This window comes from Bacillus sp. JJ634 (assembly GCF_036962285.1).
Lineage (GTDB): Bacteria > Bacillota > Bacilli > Bacillales > DSM-1321 > Peribacillus > Peribacillus asahii_A.
The window spans coordinates 35,156-51,289 of record NZ_JBALMU010000027.1 but is presented as its reverse complement, the minus strand read 5'-3'; the positions used below and the strand labels follow the sequence as shown (position 1 = coordinate 51,289).

The 16,134-nt window shown below is 37.4% G+C and carries 18 protein-coding genes; 17 read left to right on the top strand and 1 reads right to left on the bottom strand.

Translation table 11 applies throughout. The annotated features are described in order from the left end of the window. Positions 1-243: 243 nt before the first annotated feature. The 9 genes from V7068_RS05480 (at position 244) to rsmI (ending at position 7,038) form a co-directional block, all read left to right on the top strand. Positions 244-450 carry a sigma factor G inhibitor Gin gene (locus V7068_RS05480; RefSeq protein ID WP_499711431.1) on the top strand — a complete coding sequence of 69 codons (207 nt, stop codon included), beginning with the start codon at positions 244-246 and terminating at the stop codon, positions 448-450. A gap of 141 nt (positions 451-591) precedes the next feature. Further along, on the top strand, positions 592-2,046 hold the full coding sequence (locus tag V7068_RS05475) for an aminotransferase class I/II-fold pyridoxal phosphate-dependent enzyme (protein ID WP_499711430.1): 1,455 nt from the start codon (positions 592-594) through the stop codon (positions 2,044-2,046). A 42-nt stretch (positions 2,047-2,088) separates the two neighbouring features. After that, complete coding sequence (tmk, locus tag V7068_RS05470; RefSeq protein ID WP_499711428.1) at positions 2,089-2,727, top strand: dTMP kinase; 639 nt, start codon at positions 2,089-2,091, stop codon at positions 2,725-2,727. A gap of 109 nt (positions 2,728-2,836) precedes the next feature. Beyond that, positions 2,837-3,835 (top strand): DNA polymerase III subunit delta', encoded by a 999-nt coding sequence (gene holB, locus V7068_RS05465; RefSeq protein WP_499711426.1) that lies wholly within the window; start codon positions 2,837-2,839, stop codon positions 3,833-3,835. 1 nt (position 3,836) lies between these two features. Beyond that, on the top strand, positions 3,837-4,664 hold the full coding sequence (locus V7068_RS05460; protein WP_127758599.1) for a PSP1 domain-containing protein: 828 nt from the start codon (positions 3,837-3,839) through the stop codon (positions 4,662-4,664). A 16-nt stretch (positions 4,665-4,680) separates the two neighbouring features. Further along, positions 4,681-5,052 (top strand): DNA replication initiation control protein YabA, encoded by a 372-nt coding sequence (gene yabA, locus V7068_RS05455; RefSeq protein WP_252288156.1) that lies wholly within the window; start codon positions 4,681-4,683, stop codon positions 5,050-5,052. A gap of 118 nt (positions 5,053-5,170) precedes the next feature. Then, positions 5,171-5,914, top strand: coding sequence for a tRNA1(Val) (adenine(37)-N6)-methyltransferase (locus V7068_RS05450; RefSeq protein ID WP_119117781.1), 744 nt, complete (start codon positions 5,171-5,173; stop codon positions 5,912-5,914). Then, on the top strand, positions 5,901-6,158 hold the full coding sequence (locus V7068_RS05445) for a GIY-YIG nuclease family protein (protein ID WP_127758601.1): 258 nt from the start codon (positions 5,901-5,903) through the stop codon (positions 6,156-6,158). Before V7068_RS05450 ends, V7068_RS05445 begins: the two co-directional genes overlap by 14 nt. 1 nt (position 6,159) lies before the next feature. Beyond that, positions 6,160-7,038 (top strand): 16S rRNA (cytidine(1402)-2'-O)-methyltransferase, encoded by an 879-nt coding sequence (gene rsmI / locus V7068_RS05440; protein ID WP_375351285.1) that lies wholly within the window; start codon positions 6,160-6,162, stop codon positions 7,036-7,038. A gap of 44 nt (positions 7,039-7,082) precedes the next feature. Here rsmI and abrB read toward each other — a convergent pair whose 3' ends face one another. Further along, positions 7,083-7,367 (bottom strand): transition state genes transcriptional regulator AbrB, encoded by a 285-nt coding sequence (abrB, locus tag V7068_RS05435; protein WP_119117778.1) that lies wholly within the window; start codon positions 7,365-7,367, stop codon positions 7,083-7,085. Between the two features lie 594 nt (positions 7,368-7,961). Between abrB and metG the strand changes: the two genes are divergently transcribed. From metG to V7068_RS05395, 8 genes are all read left to right on the top strand, one after another. Then, positions 7,962-9,932 (top strand): methionine--tRNA ligase, encoded by a 1,971-nt coding sequence (gene metG, locus V7068_RS05430; protein WP_499711423.1) that lies wholly within the window; start codon positions 7,962-7,964, stop codon positions 9,930-9,932. 177 nt (positions 9,933-10,109) lie between these two features. Then, positions 10,110-10,877: a TatD family hydrolase gene (locus V7068_RS05425; protein WP_499711422.1), complete on the top strand. Its 768-nt coding sequence runs from the start codon at positions 10,110-10,112 to the stop codon at positions 10,875-10,877. A 244-nt stretch (positions 10,878-11,121) separates the two neighbouring features. Then, complete coding sequence (locus tag V7068_RS05420; protein ID WP_499711421.1) at positions 11,122-12,315, top strand: resuscitation-promoting factor; 1,194 nt, start codon at positions 11,122-11,124, stop codon at positions 12,313-12,315. Between the two features lie 232 nt (positions 12,316-12,547). After that, on the top strand, positions 12,548-13,111 hold the full coding sequence (gene rnmV / locus V7068_RS05415) for a ribonuclease M5 (protein ID WP_499711419.1): 564 nt from the start codon (positions 12,548-12,550) through the stop codon (positions 13,109-13,111). After that, the gene (gene rsmA, locus V7068_RS05410) at positions 13,104-13,982 is read left to right on the top strand and encodes a 16S rRNA (adenine(1518)-N(6)/adenine(1519)-N(6))-dimethyltransferase RsmA (protein ID WP_499711418.1); all 879 of its coding nucleotides are present in this window, start codon (positions 13,104-13,106) and stop codon (positions 13,980-13,982) included. The genes rnmV and rsmA overlap by 8 nt, the downstream gene beginning before the upstream one ends. Before the next feature lie 261 nt (positions 13,983-14,243). Then, complete coding sequence (gene yabG, locus V7068_RS05405) at positions 14,244-15,125, top strand: sporulation peptidase YabG (RefSeq protein ID WP_499711417.1); 882 nt, start codon at positions 14,244-14,246, stop codon at positions 15,123-15,125. A 226-nt stretch (positions 15,126-15,351) separates the two neighbouring features. Beyond that, on the top strand, positions 15,352-15,603 hold the full coding sequence (gene veg, locus V7068_RS05400) for a biofilm formation stimulator Veg (RefSeq protein WP_119117770.1): 252 nt from the start codon (positions 15,352-15,354) through the stop codon (positions 15,601-15,603). A 117-nt stretch (positions 15,604-15,720) separates the two neighbouring features. Beyond that, entirely contained in the window at positions 15,721-15,894 is a 174-nt protein-coding gene (locus V7068_RS05395) for a small, acid-soluble spore protein, alpha/beta type (RefSeq protein ID WP_119117769.1), read from the top strand. Positions 15,895-16,134: the final 240 nt, after the last annotated feature.

Below are 16,134 nucleotides of genomic sequence, written 5' to 3'. Positions count from 1 at the left end.
TAGGACGTTGCCAGGCAAGCATGAGATCAGCTGAAAAGCTGATCTTTTTTATGTTTTAGCAGGAAGAAATCAATGGGAATTTTTTTAATCAGCATATGCCTTATAAACTTTCAAAGAGACATACACGTATCGAATACCTTTATCATACATTGTTATGAGCAGTTATCCCAGTTCTCTTAAACTATTTATATAGTAGGTATAAGAAAAAAAGTTTTTGGAGAGAATGCAGGTATGGAGGTGGAGATGTTGGAAACAACAACAACCGAAAAAACGGCAGGGGAAACATGCGTGGTTTGTGAATGTAGAAAAACATCAGGTATTTATGTATATACATCATTTATTTGCGAGGAATGTGAGCGTGAGATCATTACAACGGATACGAAGGATGAGCGGTATAAATATTATCTCAAGCAATTAAAAAAAATTACACATCCTGAAATCTTTTCGTAAGAATATATTTAGAGAATCAGAGAGTCAAGGAAACGGTCCCCTTGACTTTTTATTATGTATAAAAGTATATCTATGGGGAGAGAAAGAAATTTTTATTTGGTAAAATAAGAATATGAATCCATGGATTGAGGGAAGAGATACATGAATCAATTACAGACACCGTTATTTAGCGCTTTAGCAGCTTTTCATAAAGAAAATAAAGTTTCCTATCATGTACCAGGACATAAAAACGGACAAATATTTACGAAGCAAGGCAGAAAGATGTATGAGTCTTTACTTCAAATAGATGCAACTGAGCTATCAGGATTAGATGATTTGCATGCACCAGAAGGTCCAATTAAAGAAGCTGAGCAGCTATTAGCTAACCTCTATGATGTGCAGAACAGTTATTTTCTTGTAAATGGTTCGACTGTAGGAAATATAGCAATGATTATGGGAACATGTGAAGAGGGAGATACTGTACTTGTCCAACGTAATTGCCATAAATCTATTCTGCATGGCCTTATGTTAGCCAACGTTAAACCGGTATTTTTACAACCAACGATTTATAAAGAGTGGGAAGTTGCTGGAGGGCTTGATGTTCAGCTGATCACAGAGGCTTTGAACTTGTATCCAGAGACAAAGGCGATTATTTTGACTTCTCCTAATTATTATGGTCTCAGCCAGGAGTTATCCTCCATTATAACAGTAGCCCATGATAAAGGAATTCCAGTATTAGTTGATGAAGCACATGGAGCCCATTTCTCTGTCGATAATCAATTTCCACAAAGTGCGATTGAAGCAGGAGCAGATGTAGTGGTCCACTCAGCTCATAAAACGTTACCTGCGATGACAATGGGCTCTTATTTACATGTGAATACTACCTTAGTTAGTAGAGAACGAATTGAATGGTACTTACAAATGCTACAGTCAAGCAGCCCATCTTATCCAATAATGGGATCGCTTGATTTGGCGCGAGCATATTTGGCTGCTTTTACAGAGGATGATTGTCAATTCCTTATCAAGAGAATAGCTGACTTTAAGGACCAGCTATCTGCTGTTAAAGAAGTTGAAGTGTTAGAACCGCCTAAAGGTGTTGCAGCTGACCCGCTAAAGGTGAGTATTCGATCAACACAGGGACTAAGTGGTTATGAAGTACAAGCTTTACTTGAAGAAGCAGGCATTTATTCTGAATTGGCGGATCCCCGCAATGTCTTACTCATATTGCCATTATTAAAAAAGGAACAGTTTTATCCTTTACGACAGACCATTGAACAAATACAAGGAGTGCTAAAAGGGAAGAAGGGACAAAATAGTACTTCTTCTATGATTCAATGGAAGGAAGAAGCAATCATAACAACACTAGTAGTATCTTATTCAGATATGAAGCAAATGAAAACAAAACAAGTTTTATTAAATGAAGCAATTGGTCAAGTTTCAGCAGAAATGGTCATTCCATATCCTCCAGGGATTCCTTTTATTATGCCGGGGGAAATGATTACAGCTGAGAAAGTGGCGACTTTAAAACATTTATTAGCACATAAATCCCGTTTTCACGGTGGACAAGCATTGATGAGTGGTGAGCTTATCGTTTACGAATCTGGGTCTGTCCGTTAAAATGATATACTAGCAGTAAAATAATGAACGGTGGGATAAGCGATGAATCGTGGAGCATTTATTACATTGGAAGGGCCTGAAGGTGCTGGAAAAACAACGATATTGCAACTTTTAGGAGCTGCTTTAGAAAAGGAAGGACATCGTGTTGTTGTAACTAGGGAACCAGGCGGAATTCCAATTGCAGAACAAATTCGAGAAGTGATTTTAAATAAAGAGAATACAGCGATGGATTCAAGAACGGAAGCTTTATTGTATGCTGCAGCAAGGCGTCAGCATCTAGTTGAGAGAATTATTCCTGCATTAGAGCAGGGAATGATTGTACTATGTGATCGTTTTATTGATAGCTCGCTTGCTTATCAAGGGTATGCACGCGGCTTAGAAATTGAAGAAATTTATAGTATTAATACATTTGCGATTGCTGATGTTATGCCAGATATAACGCTGTATTTTGATATTGAACCAGATGAAGGATTAAAGCGAATTCAAGCGAATAATCATCGGGAAGTGAATCGTTTAGACCTGGAAACAATCGATTTCCATAAAAAAGTACGTGAAGGCTATCAGCTTGTAATGAATCGATGGAAGGAGAGATTCGTATTAATTGATGCGAGTCAATCGTTAGAGGTCGTGTTTGAACAGGCAAAGCAAAGTATTGTAGAATTTTTGCATAAAAAAGGATGATAGGACAACGATTTGTCATTATCTTCCTTTCTAATAATTGATATAATGAGAAAATAATACAGTTTGTATCTGATACATGAATTTATAATACTTAAGTGAGTTGATCATTTTGAATAAAACATGGCAGGAAGCAAAACAAGTACAGCCGCAGATTATGAGGATGTTGCAAAATAGCTTAGTAAAAAAACGAGTGGCACATGCTTATTTGTTTGAAGGAGAAAAAGGAATAGGTAAACATGAAGTGAGCCATGTTTTTGCTAAAAGCTTGTTGTGTGAAGCTCCTATTGCTGGTTATGAGCCATGTGAAGAGTGTAGAAATTGCAAGCGAATCATGAGTGGAAATCATCCAGATGTTCATTATATCGAGCGAGATGGCTTATCGATTAAAAAGGAGCAAATTAAACAGCTTCAAGAGGAATTTTCGAAAAAAAGTGTAGAAGCAAATCGGAAAATCTATATGATTGCTGATGCTGATAAAATGTCCGTAGGTGCGGCTAATAGCTTATTGAAATTTCTAGAAGAACCATCGGATGATACGGTTGCCATCTTAATGACTGAGCAAGTTCAAAGGATATTACCAACGATTATTTCGCGATGTCAAGTATTAACCTTTCAGCCGCTTTCTCCTGAGAATGTGAAACAAAAATTGGTAGAGCACAATCTTCAACCGCAAATTGCCTCCGTTATTTCCCAAATTACTCAAAATGTAGAAGAAGGTTTAGCGCTGAGTCACGATGAATGGTTTGTACAAGCTCAAAAAATAGTGGTAAAATTATATGAAGTGTTAAAACAAAACCGGATGAAGGCATTGTTATTTTTACAAACGGATTGGTTTTCTCACTTTAAGGAACGAGAGCAACTAGATAAAGGGCTTGATTTACTACTTTTGATTTATAAGGATTTACTATATATTCAATTGGACAAGCGGAACTTCGTCGTGTTTCAAAATCAGGAAGAAGAGCTTGCCTCTCATGCTCTTCAGCTCTCACAAAGGCGTCTTGCAGATTGTATGGGCACTATTTTGGATACGAAACGAAAGTTGTCGTCCAATACAAATCCACAGCTGTTAATGGAACAGCTCGTGCTGAATTTGCAGGAGGGATCATGATTTGTATGATGTTGTAGGCGTCCGTTTTAAAAAAGCGGGCAAAATATACTATTTTGATCCGGGTGAAATCGATATTCCTAAGGATGACTTTGTCATAGTGGAAACCGTTCGTGGTGTGGAATTCGGCAAGGTTGTAACAGCCCGGAAGCAAGTAGGAGAAAATGATGTTGTCCTGCCTTTGAAAAAAGTGTTAAGGATTGCGGATAAAAAAGATCGGTTAATTGTAGAGGAGAATAAAGCGGCTGCTAAAGAGGCCTACGATATTTGTTGTCAAAAGGTAGAAGAACATAAGCTAGATATGAAGCTTGTTGATGTTGAGTATACATTTGATCGAAATAAAGTCGTTTTCTTTTTTACAGCAGATGGACGTGTTGATTTTCGTGATTTAGTGAAAGACTTGGCTGCTATTTTTCGAACTAGAATTGAACTTCGTCAAATTGGTGTACGCGATGAAGCTAAAATGCTAGGCGGAATTGGACCATGTGGCCGGATGCTTTGCTGTTCAACGTTTCTTGGTGACTTTGAGCCTGTCTCCATTAAAATGGCGAAAGACCAAAACCTATCGTTAAATCCAACAAAAATATCAGGCTTATGCGGACGTCTGATGTGTTGCTTAAAATATGAAAATGATGAATACGAAAGTGCAAAAGAACTGCTTCCTGATTTAGGGGAAATTATTAAAACTCCAAACGGTAAAGGCAAGGTAGTTGGGCTTAACATTCTAGAACGTGTACTTCAAGTTGAATTAATCGAACAAGACAGAGTATTAGAATATACTTTAGATGAGATTCTAAACGAGGGAGCCGTTTCTATTCAAGCCACAGATTAGTAAGGTGGTGGGTAGCGTGGATAAGAAAGAGATTTTTGAATCGGTTACGAGTATGGAAACCCAAATCGGTCAACTGTACAAACAGCTTGGAGAATTGAAAGAACATCTTGCCGAAGTATTGGAAGATAATCAATCATTAAAGCTGGAGAATGACCACTTGCGACGTAGATTAGATTTAATTGAAGTGCCAAAGGCTGCTAAAAAAGGAGCCAGCAAGGTGAAAGTGAAGTCGATAAATAGTGAGGAAAAGGCTATAGATATCGGTGAAGGGTATGATAACTTAGCTCGCATTTATCAAGAAGGTTTTCATATTTGTAATCTTCATTTTGGTAGTTTACGTAAAGAAGGAGATTGTCTCTTCTGTCTATCCTTTTTAAATAAAAAATAGCCTAGGGAGCGTTTATTTGTCTCTTTTACATGATAATATATAGTAATTCAGGGTCTGACATGTAAGCATGAGTCAGACCTTTTTTGTACGATGAAAAATGGCTAGGAGGAAACAATCTATGGTGCAACTTAGAGAAGATGAGCGACTTGATTATTTATTAGCAGAGGATTTAAGAATTATTCAAAGCCCTTCTGTGTTTGCCTTTTCATTAGATGCCGTGCTATTGTCGAAGTTTGTGAATGTACCAATTCAAAAAGGGAAACTAGTTGATCTATGTTCAGGAAATGGGATTATCCCGTTGTTATTGAGTACTCGGACAAAAGGGTCAATTATAGGTGTTGAAATTCAAGAGCGGCTTTGTGATATGGCGCGTCGAAGTGTAAACTATAATGAGCTATCCCAGCAAATTGAGATGATTCATGGTGATTTGAAAGAGATAGTGAAGGAGATTGGGTATAGCAAATACGATGTAGTGACGTGTAATCCACCGTATTTTCCAACACCTTCTCAAGAGGAAATCAATAAAAATGAGCATTATGCAATTGCTCGTCATGAGATTATGTGTAACCTTGAAGACGTCATTCGAGTAAGCAGTCAATTGTTACGCCAAGGAGGAAAGGCTGCTTTTGTTCATCGTCCAGGGCGATTAATGGATATATTAAGTCTAATGAGGCAATATCGCATTGAGCCGAAGCGACTTCAGTTTGTCTATCCAAAACAAAATAAAGAAGCGAATACGATTTTAATTGAGGGCATTAAAGATGGGAACCCAGACTTAAAGGTGTTACCACCGCTTGTCGTCTATAATGAACAAAATGAATATAATCCAGACATTAGAAGGATTTTATATGGAGAGCAGTAAGCATTATTTTTATGTATTAGAATGCGCAGATACAAGCTATTATGCAGGTTATACAAATCATCTAGAACGCCGTGTAAATCTTCATAATCAAGGAAAAGGGGCCAAATATACGCGTGGAAGAACGCCTGTTTCACTTATTTATTATGAAACCTTTGATACGAAAAAGGAGGCTATGCAAGCTGAATATCGTTTTAAGCAGCTATCACGGCAGAGTAAACAGAAATGGATGAAAAAGGAGGAGTAGTATGTGGCAGCAGAAAAGTTTTGAAAGAGAAGGTCTCGAGCCGGCCTTGTATCTAGTACCAACCCCTATTGGCAATTTAGAAGATATGAGCTTTCGAGCTTTACGTATTTTAAAGGAAGCAGATGTTATTGCAGCAGAGGATACAAGAAATACGAAAAAGCTATGCAATTATTTTGAGATTACAACACCGATTGTAAGCTATCATGAGCATAATAAAGAGAATAGCGGCAGGCATATGCTGGATCGACTTCGTAACGGACAGGTAATTGCTTTAGTCAGCGATGCAGGAATGCCAACGATTTCAGATCCAGGTTATGAACTAGTAAAAGATGCAATTGCCGAGCAATTAAAGGTTATTCCGCTCCCGGGGGCAAATGCAGCTTTAACGGCTTTAATTGCTTCAGGTTTAGTACCACAGCCCTTTTATTTTTATGGATTTTTGCAAAGAGGGGCTAAACAGAAGAAGGAGGAGCTTCAGAGATTAAAGAAGATAGAAGCTACATGGGTTATGTATGAATCCCCTCATCGTTTAAAAGAAACATTAAAGCAGATGCTTGATATATTAGGAGACCGAAATATTGTTTTATGCCGTGAGTTGACGAAGAAGTTTGAAGAATTTATTCGTGGAACGATTAGTGAGGCATTAGCATGGGCAAATGAATCTGAAGTACGTGGTGAATTTTGTTTAATTATAGAAGGGGCTATGCCTGCCACAGAAGAGGAAGAAATCGTTTGGTGGAGTTCAATGGATTTAGTGAAACATGTAGATTACTATGTGGAAGCGAAAGGGCTTCAGTCGAAGGAAGCTATTAAGCAGGTTGCAAAAGATCGTGGGTTGCAAAAGAGGGAAGTGTATCAAGCCTATCATATTGAAGAATAAATACAAAAAAGCTACTAGATCCATCTAGTAGCTTTTTTTATATCTTATTTAGAAGCTTCGAAACTATTTTGAATTTCTTTAATAAGAATTTCAGCACCTTCACGGCTAAGAACTAATTTACCGCCTGCAAGTGTTAAGTTATCGTCAGATACTTCACCAGTTACTTGGCAAGTCATATTTGGTTTATATTTTTTTAGGATGATGCGCTCATCATCTACGTAAATTTCTAGAGCGTCTTTTTCTGCAATACCTAATGTACGGCGAAGCTCAATCGGAATTACCACACGACCTAATTCATCAACTTTACGAACGATTCCTGTAGATTTCATAACTAATAAAATCTCCTCTCAAATTTATAATCTATTATCTATTTTTTATTCGTCAATATTCGACAAACTTCTTATAAACCTATAATACCAGCCATTCCCAAATACGTCAATGATTTTATTTTTTATTATTACTGTATTTTTTGAGTGGTCAAATGCCCATATATCAAGGGTTTATTGTGCTTTTTATCCTTTTTATCCCATTATTTACCGAAAAATTTTTAAAGGGAAATTGAACGTTTGATAATGGTCAACAGAATTCGACACGGGTGTACGGCAATCGACATTTGCCAATGTTCATTATACTCATAAATTCAATATAATTCCAATGAAATGTTCAGTTTAGGTTACTTTTTTGTATATTTTTGTAAAAATATAGATTCCATTTGTATATGTATTGTTTGACGCAGGTATATTTTATTTATAAATGAGGCAATGATGATAAAATGAATGGCATTGTGTCCTTTTTAAAGAGGAGTTTATGTTTTCTAGTCGCATAGATGGACAGATAGCGTTAAAATAGGGGTAGCGGTTTCATGCAGTTTAGTGATATTTATAGAACTAGATTTGCAAAAGTTGAGGAGGAAGGAAAAGAATATGAAGGATAACCAAAAGACATTTTATATTACGACGCCTATTTATTATCCAAGTGGAAATTTACATATAGGTCATGCTTATACAACTGTGGCAGGCGATGCAATGGCTCGCTATAAAAGATTGCGTGGATTCGATGTCATGTACTTAACAGGGACCGATGAACATGGTCAAAAGATTCAACGAAAGGCAGAAGAACAAGGGATAACACCACAGCAATATGTCGATAATATCGTTTCAGGTATTAAAGATTTATGGAAAAAACTTGATATTTCTTACAATGACTTTATTAGAACAACAGAAGAGCGTCATAAAGAAGTTGTTTCCAAGATTTTTAAGCAGCTGCTTGATCAGGGAGATATTTATTTAGATGAATATGAGGGGTTATACTGTACACCTTGTGAATCATTCTTTACAGAGCGTCAAGTTGAAGAAAATGATGGAAAGTGCCCGGATTGCAACAGACCAGTTGAAAAGGTAAAAGAGGAATCATATTTCTTTAGAATGAGTAAGTATGCAGACCGTTTGCTGCAATTTTATGAAGAAAATCCACAATTTATTCAGCCGGAATCTCGTAAGAATGAAATGATTAATAACTTCATTAAGCCAGGTTTAGAGGATTTGGCTGTTTCGCGTACGACTTTTGATTGGGGAATTAAAGTACCAGGTAATCCGAAGCATGTTGTGTATGTATGGATTGATGCCTTAACGAATTATATTACCGCTTTAGGTTATGGGGCTAAAGATGAATCAAAGTATACCAAATATTGGCCGGCTAATGTTCATCTTGTTGGAAAAGAAATCGTACGCTTCCATACTATTTATTGGCCAATTATGTTGATGGCACTGGACTTACCATTACCGAACAAAGTGTTTGCACATGGTTGGTTATTAATGAAGGATGGCAAGATGTCAAAGTCAAAAGGAAATGTGGTCGATCCTGTTACATTAATTGATCGTTACGGGTTAGATGCGTTACGCTATTATTTACTGCGTGAAGTACCATTTGGTTCAGATGGAGTATTTACTCCAGAAGGCTTTATTGAACGTATTAACTTTGATTTAGCGAATGATCTTGGAAATCTACTTAATCGTACGGTTGCCATGATTAATAAATATTTTGATGGAGAAATTCCAGCTTATGTAGATTCAAAAGGTGAATTCCAACAGTCTTTATTAGAGATGAATAGGGAAACTGTGAAGAAATATGAAGAGGCTATGGAGAATATGGAATTCTCAGTTGCTTTGACGTCTATTTGGCAGCTTGTGAGCAGAACGAATAAATTTATTGATGAAACACAGCCATGGGTACTTGCAAAAGAGGAAGAAAAGCGCGATGAACTAGGAAGTGTAATGGTTCATTTAGCTGAAACATTACGTCGAGTGGCTATTTTACTAAAACCATTTTTAACACAGACGCCAGAAAAAATCTTTGCCCAATTAAATATTACTGATGAGATATTAAAAACGTGGGATAGCTTGGATGCTTTTGGACAAATTCCAGCTCAAACAAAGGTAATTAAGGCAGAACCAATTTTTCCTCGATTAGAGATGGAGGAGGAAGTCCAATATATTAAAGAGCAAATGCAGGGTGGAGCTCCAAAAGAGGAAGCAAAGGAAGAACCGAAAGAAATTGAAATTCCAGAAGTCGATGAAATTACAATTGATGATTTCATGAAGGTAGAGCTTAGAGTAGCACAAGTGCTAGAAGTAGAACCGGTGAAAAAGGCTGATAAACTTTTAAAATTACAACTAGATTTGGGCTATGAAAGACGCCAAGTTGTATCAGGTATTGCTCAATATTATAAACCGGAAGAATTAGTGGGCAAAAAAGTCATTTGTGTTACAAATTTGAAACCAGTAAAATTGCGCGGTGAATTATCACAGGGAATGATTCTAGCAGGAAGTAATGAAGGTGTATTATCCGTTGCAACTGTTGATGCAGCGCTTCCGAACGGCTCTAAAGTAAAATAAAAAACAGGTATTTAAAGATAGAGAAAAAAGCATAAAAATGTTTCATGTGAAACGTTTTTATGCCTTTTTTATGTATATTTTTACCAAATTCGATTTTTTTGTTACATATTTGTAATCGAATTGTGAAACATAAGCACTGTATTTCGTAATAAACTAATGGTAGAGAGGAAGATAGAAATGCTATTTGATACGCATGTACATCTGAACGCAGAACAGTTTGAAGAAGATTTGACAGAAGTAATTAAGAGAGCACAAGAAGCGGGAGTCGCTAACATGATTGTCGTAGGGTTTGATCGTCCAACGATTACAAGGGCAATGGAGTTAGTAGAAACATATGATTTCTTATATGCGGCTGTAGGCTGGCATCCTGTTGATGCAATTGATATGACTAATGCTGATTTAGAGTGGATCGAATCACTAGCAGCACATCCAAAGGTCGTAGCAATTGGAGAAATGGGACTAGACTATTATTGGGATAAGTCACCAAAAGAAATCCAAATGGAGGTGTTTCGAAAGCAAATTCGTTTGGCTAGAAGAGTGAAACTACCAATTATTATTCATAATCGAGAAGCAACAGCAGATATTATAACCATTTTAAGAGAAGAAGAGGCATCTCTTGTAGGTGGTATTATGCATTGCTTTAGTGGCAGTGTGGAAACGGCAAAAGAATGTTTAGAGATGAACTTTTATATTTCTCTCGGTGGGCCAGTTACATTTAAAAATGCCAAAAAACCGAAGGAAGTTGCAGCAGAAGTTCCACTAGATCGCTTGCTTATTGAAACCGATTGTCCGTACTTAGCTCCGCATCCTTTTAGAGGAAAAAGAAATGAACCGGCTTATGTGAAACTAGTAGCTGAGCAGATTGCAAGTATTAAACAAGTTTCAGTAGAAGAGGTTGCACGCATTACAACAGAAAATGCTAAAAAAATATTCGGCATAAATTGACAATTTCCTTTGTGAATATTTGCCCAATAATTGTCTATTTCTCGTCAATTCCCAAAAATTCTACAAATCTCATGTCTATCAATGATTAATGTTGTCGAGAATTCACCCTTTTCAATTTCATAGACACTAGTCATAATAGGAACTAATTTCCTAACAATGAAAAAAACAGGTGGGTTGACATCTTGCTGAGTATGTCTTTATAATCACCGAGAGGAAGGAGGAGTTTTTCATTTTTGTAGAAACTATGAAGAACTTAGTTCCCAAGTCTTTTGGGATAAAGCGAACAACCAATGCTATTTGTAGTGTACTTGTGCTTACGATAGTGGTTGGAATCCTGTTTTATCAAGGTACAAAGCAGACGATTACTGTCAGCATTGATGGACAAGAGCAAGTAGTGCGCACACATGCCGCTACTGTAGATGAGATATTAAAAGAGTTAGAGATTCAGGTCAAAGCTGAAGACTATATATTGCCCTCGAAAAACAGTCAGTTGAAAGAGGATGTACAAGTAGTCTGGAAACCTGCTCAACAAGTAGCATTACTTCAGGACGGCAAGGAAACAAAAGTATGGACAACAACTGATACAGTAGGTGAGTTGTTAAAGGAACAAGACATTGAAGTGACACAACATGATAAATTGAGTCCTGCTAAAAAGACCCCTATTAAAGAAAAAATGGAAATTTCCGTTGAAAAAGCCTTTCCACTCACTTTAGTAGTGGGAGGTAAGAAAAAGCAAGTGTGGTCAACTTCGACTACGGTCGTTGACTTTTTGACGCAACAAGGTGTGAAGCTCAATGAATTAGATAGAGTTGAGCCGAAATTATCGGAAAAAGTTCAAGCAAAGAATACAATAAACGTCACTCGAGTTGAAAAAGTCACCGATGTAGTGGAATCACCAATCGAATATGACATTGTGAAAAAAGAAGATGATTCCCTTTCAGAAGGAAAAGAAAAAATCCTGACAGAAGGGAAAAAAGGTCAAATTTCAACACAATATGAAGTCATAAAAGAAAACGGTAAAGAAGTGAAACGAAAAGTTATTGCTGAAAAGGTTATAAAAGAAAAGCAAGATCAGGTAGTCGCAGTAGGAACGAAGGCTCCTACTCCCACTGCTACTTATGCAAGTAATGTTAGTAGTTCATCAGGCGGAAAAGAAATATATGTTTCATCAACCGCTTACACAGCAAGCTGTAATGGTTGTTCCGGCGTGACAGCGACGGGAATGAATTTAAAGAGTAATCCACATGCAAAGGTGATTGCTGTTGATCCTAATGTCATCCCGCTTGGTTCTAAAGTACATGTTGAAGGATACGGCTATGCTGTTGCTGCCGACAAAGGTGGAGCGATTAAAGGAAATAAAATTGATGTGTTTATCCCTTCTAAATCTGAAGCCTATCGTTGGGGTGTCAAGAGGGTAAAGGTTCGTATAATCGATTAGAAGACTTTTAGCAGGAGATGATGTATCTCCTGTTTTTTATTTGTCTTTCTAGACGTATGATGCATGGGTTTTTAGATTCACAATATGTTTAACATCGCTTTTGCTTTATAATAAGACAAGTGCAAGAGCCTTGATTAGCAAGGTGATACGTATCAAGTAAGAATATATTTTGGTATCCTATACTGCATAGACGAGTGAAAACATAAAAAGGTTTCGTGATATGGAGGAAGAAATGAAAAAAATTAAGGAAATTATCGTAGTGGAAGGAAAAGACGATACCGTGGCCATTAAGAGAGCGGTGAATGCCGATACGATTGAGACAAATGGTTCAGCCGTGAATGAATCTGTTATTGAACAAGTTCGGCTTGCTCAGCAAACACGAGGCGTGATTATTTTTACTGATCCAGACTTTCCAGGTCAAAAAATTAGAAATACGATTTCGGAGCAAGTGAAGGGCTGTAAGCATGCTTTCATTACGAAACAGGAGGGATTGCCGAAATCTGGACGCGGTATTGGTGTGGAGCATGCATCTCCCGAGGCGATTCGCAATGCGTTGAAGGATGCACAATTAATGGATGAAGAGGCTCCTGAAGAAATTTCGCAGCAGGACCTTGTTGATGCAGGTTTAATCGGCGGGGCAGGTGCGAAGGATAGAAGAGTAAGACTTGGCGTACTGTTACGCATTGGCCACACAAATGGTAAGCAGTTATATAAACGTTTGAACATGTTTCAAATTTCGAAGAAAGCGTTTATTGAGGCAATGGTTCGGATAAATCAGGAGGAAAAGAATGAATAAAGACATTGCAACACCTATTAGAACAAAAGAAATCTTAAAGAAGTATGGTTTTTCTTTTAAGAAGAGTTTAGGGCAGAACTTTTTAATTGATACGAATATTTTAAATCGAATTGTAGACTTTGCAGAGCTGACAGAAGAAAGCGGTGCTATTGAGATTGGACCAGGAATTGGAGCTTTAACGGAACAGCTTGCTAAAAGAAGTAAAAAAGTGACAGCGTTTGAGATCGATCAGCGCCTGCTGCCTATTTTAGCGGATACATTGTCACCCTATCAGAATGTGAAGATTATTCATCAGGATATTTTAAAAGCCGATGTTCAGCAAGTGATTTCGGGAGAGCTTGCAGGTATACGTGATTTAATGGTTGTAGCGAACCTCCCTTATTATGTGACGACACCGATTATTTTAAAGTTATTAGCTGATCGTTTGCCGATTCGGGGGATTGTCTGTATGCTGCAAAAAGAAGTGGCAGACCGGATTGCGGCGAAACCGGGTACGAAAGAGTATGGTTCTTTATCTATCGCTATCCAATACTATACGGAAGCTGAAACGGTGATGATTGTTCCCAAAACAGTCTTTATGCCGCAGCCGAATGTAGATTCTGCAGTCATTCGATTGACGAAAAGAGAAAAGCCGCTCGTGGAAGTAAAGGATGAAGAGTTTTTATTTCAGGTGACACGTGCAAGCTTTGCCCAAAGAAGAAAAACCATTTTAAATAATTTATCCAGTCAGCTTCCAAGTGGTAAGGAGAAGAAGGAGCAAATTATTGAGGCCCTTGAAGAAACAGGTATTGATCCAACAAGACGGGGTGAAACGTTAACGATTGAAGAATTCGGGCGTTTGAGTGATGCTTTATTAGGGACATTTAAATAAAGATGGAAAATCAGCTAGGGGATGACCTCTAGCTTTTTTTATTGTCTAGCGATAGATGACTTCTTTTTCTGCGCCTTGCTGCCTTTTGTTAGTCGAAGGGTTTTAGACTTGTTCCATGTGAAACTACGATCTCGTGTGCCTGCCAGCTTGTGTAGCATGTTGGAAGGCTTCTGTTTTTATATTCACCATGGACTGTGCTTTTGCATACTGTAGAAAGATAAAGCACCTAACTTAAAGGAATCTTTCTCATGGGGTGAGACCATGACTGTGCAGATTAATGATATTGTTGGACGAATTTCATATGAGAGCGATATATTATTTCGCGTCATCGATATTCGGGAGGTAAATGGAAAGAAGCAAGCCATTTTATATGGAGAAGAGTTTCGGCTAATTGCAGATGCTCCTTTTGAAGATTTAGTAAAGATTCAGGAAGAAGAGCGAAATGAACGCCAACGTGCAACAAAAGAGCTACAAGAGCAATCCAATCGTCTCCTTACGCAAGATTTAGAATTACAGCAGCAAAAGAGCGGTTATGAATCGAGTAACGGATATCGATATGATGGGGATTATTTTCAAATACCGGGCAAGGTGCTTCATATTGATGGAGATGCATCTTATTTACGCAAGTGTTTGGATTTATATGCAAGGTTTCATATTCCTGTAAACGGTGTATTTTGTAATGAGAAAGAGATGCCATACAAAATCGGCGGCTTATTGGATCATTATCGACCTGATATTCTCGTCATTACAGGGCATGATTCTTATTCGAAATCGAAAGGCGATATAACGGATCTAAAGGCCTATCGCCATTCGAAGGAATTTGTCGAGACAGTTCGTGAAGCACGCAAAAAGGTAGCAAGCTTAGATCATCTTATTATTTTTGCAGGAGCTTGTCAGTCTCACTTTGAATCCATCATTCAAGCAGGGGCAAATTTTGCAAGCTCTCCTTCGCGAGTTAATATCCATGCTTTAGATCCTGTCTATATAGTAGGGAAGATTAGTTTTACACCATTTCGTGAGTATATACATGTATTGGATGTGCTGCGTAATACATTAACAGGGGAAAAAGGGTTAGGCGGCATTGAAACAAGAGGAGTCCTGCGAACAGGTTTGCCGTTTAAACCGATTCAAGAAGAAAAATAAGCTGCATTCTCATACAGATGTAGCTTATTTTCATGTAGAGCAAAACAGTTGTAACAGCTTTACATAATATTTCAATAATAGTGCCATACTATGGTTAGCCAATATTTTTAATGGATTTTATAATAAAAATTATTGACAAACATTTTTAAGTGCTGATATAATTTAATATTTTATTTGCGTTTCAACCTAGAATGTGATATACTATACTTAGTGAGGTGGACCGAAAATGCCAAAAACTTTAGCTGATATTAAAACGGCACTTGATTCAAACCTAGGAAAAAGGTTGCTTTTAAAGGCGAATGGTGGAAGAAGAAAGACTGTAGAACGTTTTGGAACGTTGGCGGAAACTTACCCGGCTGTTTTTGTAATTGAGCTTGACCAAGAGGAAAATGCGTTTGAAAGAGTATCTTACAGCTATGCGGATGTATTAACGGAAACCGTACAATTAACGTTTTTAAACAAACAACAAGAAATGTAATTAGAGTAAGCAGTAAACGTTATGTTTGCTGCTTTTTAGTTTTTATAAAAAGCTCATGATAATAAAGTTTCATGTGCACACTATAGATGTAGTAGCATGCAAAAGGAGCTGTTTCAATTGAGTAGAAGAAAAGGGATTATGTCAGAAGGTTTAAAGGAAGAACTGGCAAAGGAACTTGGTTTTTACGATGTTGTTCAGAAAGAAGGCTGGGGCGGCATTCGAGCTCGTGATGCAGGAAACATGGTGAAACTCGCCATTGAAAAAGCACAGCGTCAAATGATGGGGCAATAACAATCTTAGTCTGACTATACGACTTCATGCTATCTACACATCTAATCAGAACCAAACTCTTATTCCATGTATAAGCATAATCATTTATGTTTACATTGTGAATAATAGAGTTTGGTTCTTTCTTTAGGCGAGTCCGCTTTTCCCTTAGGTTCTTTGAAGAAATACTTAAATTTCATTTCATTGAAATTACACGGAAAAAACCTTTAGAATAGATTCAGATATGATAGAATAGGACAAGAA

Excerpts from the sequence above, each read along its gene's own strand:
- V7068_RS05480 (WP_499711431.1), top strand. The coding sequence starts at position 244 with ATGTTGGAAACAACAACAACCGAAAAAACGGCAGGGGAAACATGCGTG.
- yabG (WP_499711417.1), top strand. The coding sequence starts at position 14,244 with ATGACTGTGCAGATTAATGATATTGTTGGACGAATTTCATATGAGAGC.
- tmk (WP_499711428.1), top strand. The coding sequence starts at position 2,089 with ATGAATCGTGGAGCATTTATTACATTGGAAGGGCCTGAAGGTGCTGGA.
- abrB (WP_119117778.1), bottom strand. The coding sequence starts at position 7,367 with ATGAAATCTACAGGAATCGTTCGTAAAGTTGATGAATTAGGTCGTGTG.
- rnmV (WP_499711419.1), top strand. The coding sequence starts at position 12,548 with ATGAAAAAAATTAAGGAAATTATCGTAGTGGAAGGAAAAGACGATACC.
- V7068_RS05450 (WP_119117781.1), top strand. The coding sequence starts at position 5,171 with ATGGTGCAACTTAGAGAAGATGAGCGACTTGATTATTTATTAGCAGAG.
- metG (WP_499711423.1), top strand. The coding sequence starts at position 7,962 with ATGAAGGATAACCAAAAGACATTTTATATTACGACGCCTATTTATTAT.
- rsmA (WP_499711418.1), top strand. The coding sequence starts at position 13,104 with ATGAATAAAGACATTGCAACACCTATTAGAACAAAAGAAATCTTAAAG.
- veg (WP_119117770.1), top strand. The coding sequence starts at position 15,352 with ATGCCAAAAACTTTAGCTGATATTAAAACGGCACTTGATTCAAACCTA.
- V7068_RS05425 (WP_499711422.1), top strand. The coding sequence starts at position 10,110 with ATGCTATTTGATACGCATGTACATCTGAACGCAGAACAGTTTGAAGAA.
- V7068_RS05420 (WP_499711421.1), top strand. The coding sequence starts at position 11,122 with ATGAAGAACTTAGTTCCCAAGTCTTTTGGGATAAAGCGAACAACCAAT.
- V7068_RS05445 (WP_127758601.1), top strand. The coding sequence starts at position 5,901 with ATGGAGAGCAGTAAGCATTATTTTTATGTATTAGAATGCGCAGATACA.
- rsmI (WP_375351285.1), top strand. The coding sequence starts at position 6,160 with ATGTGGCAGCAGAAAAGTTTTGAAAGAGAAGGTCTCGAGCCGGCCTTG.
- V7068_RS05475 (WP_499711430.1), top strand. The coding sequence starts at position 592 with ATGAATCAATTACAGACACCGTTATTTAGCGCTTTAGCAGCTTTTCAT.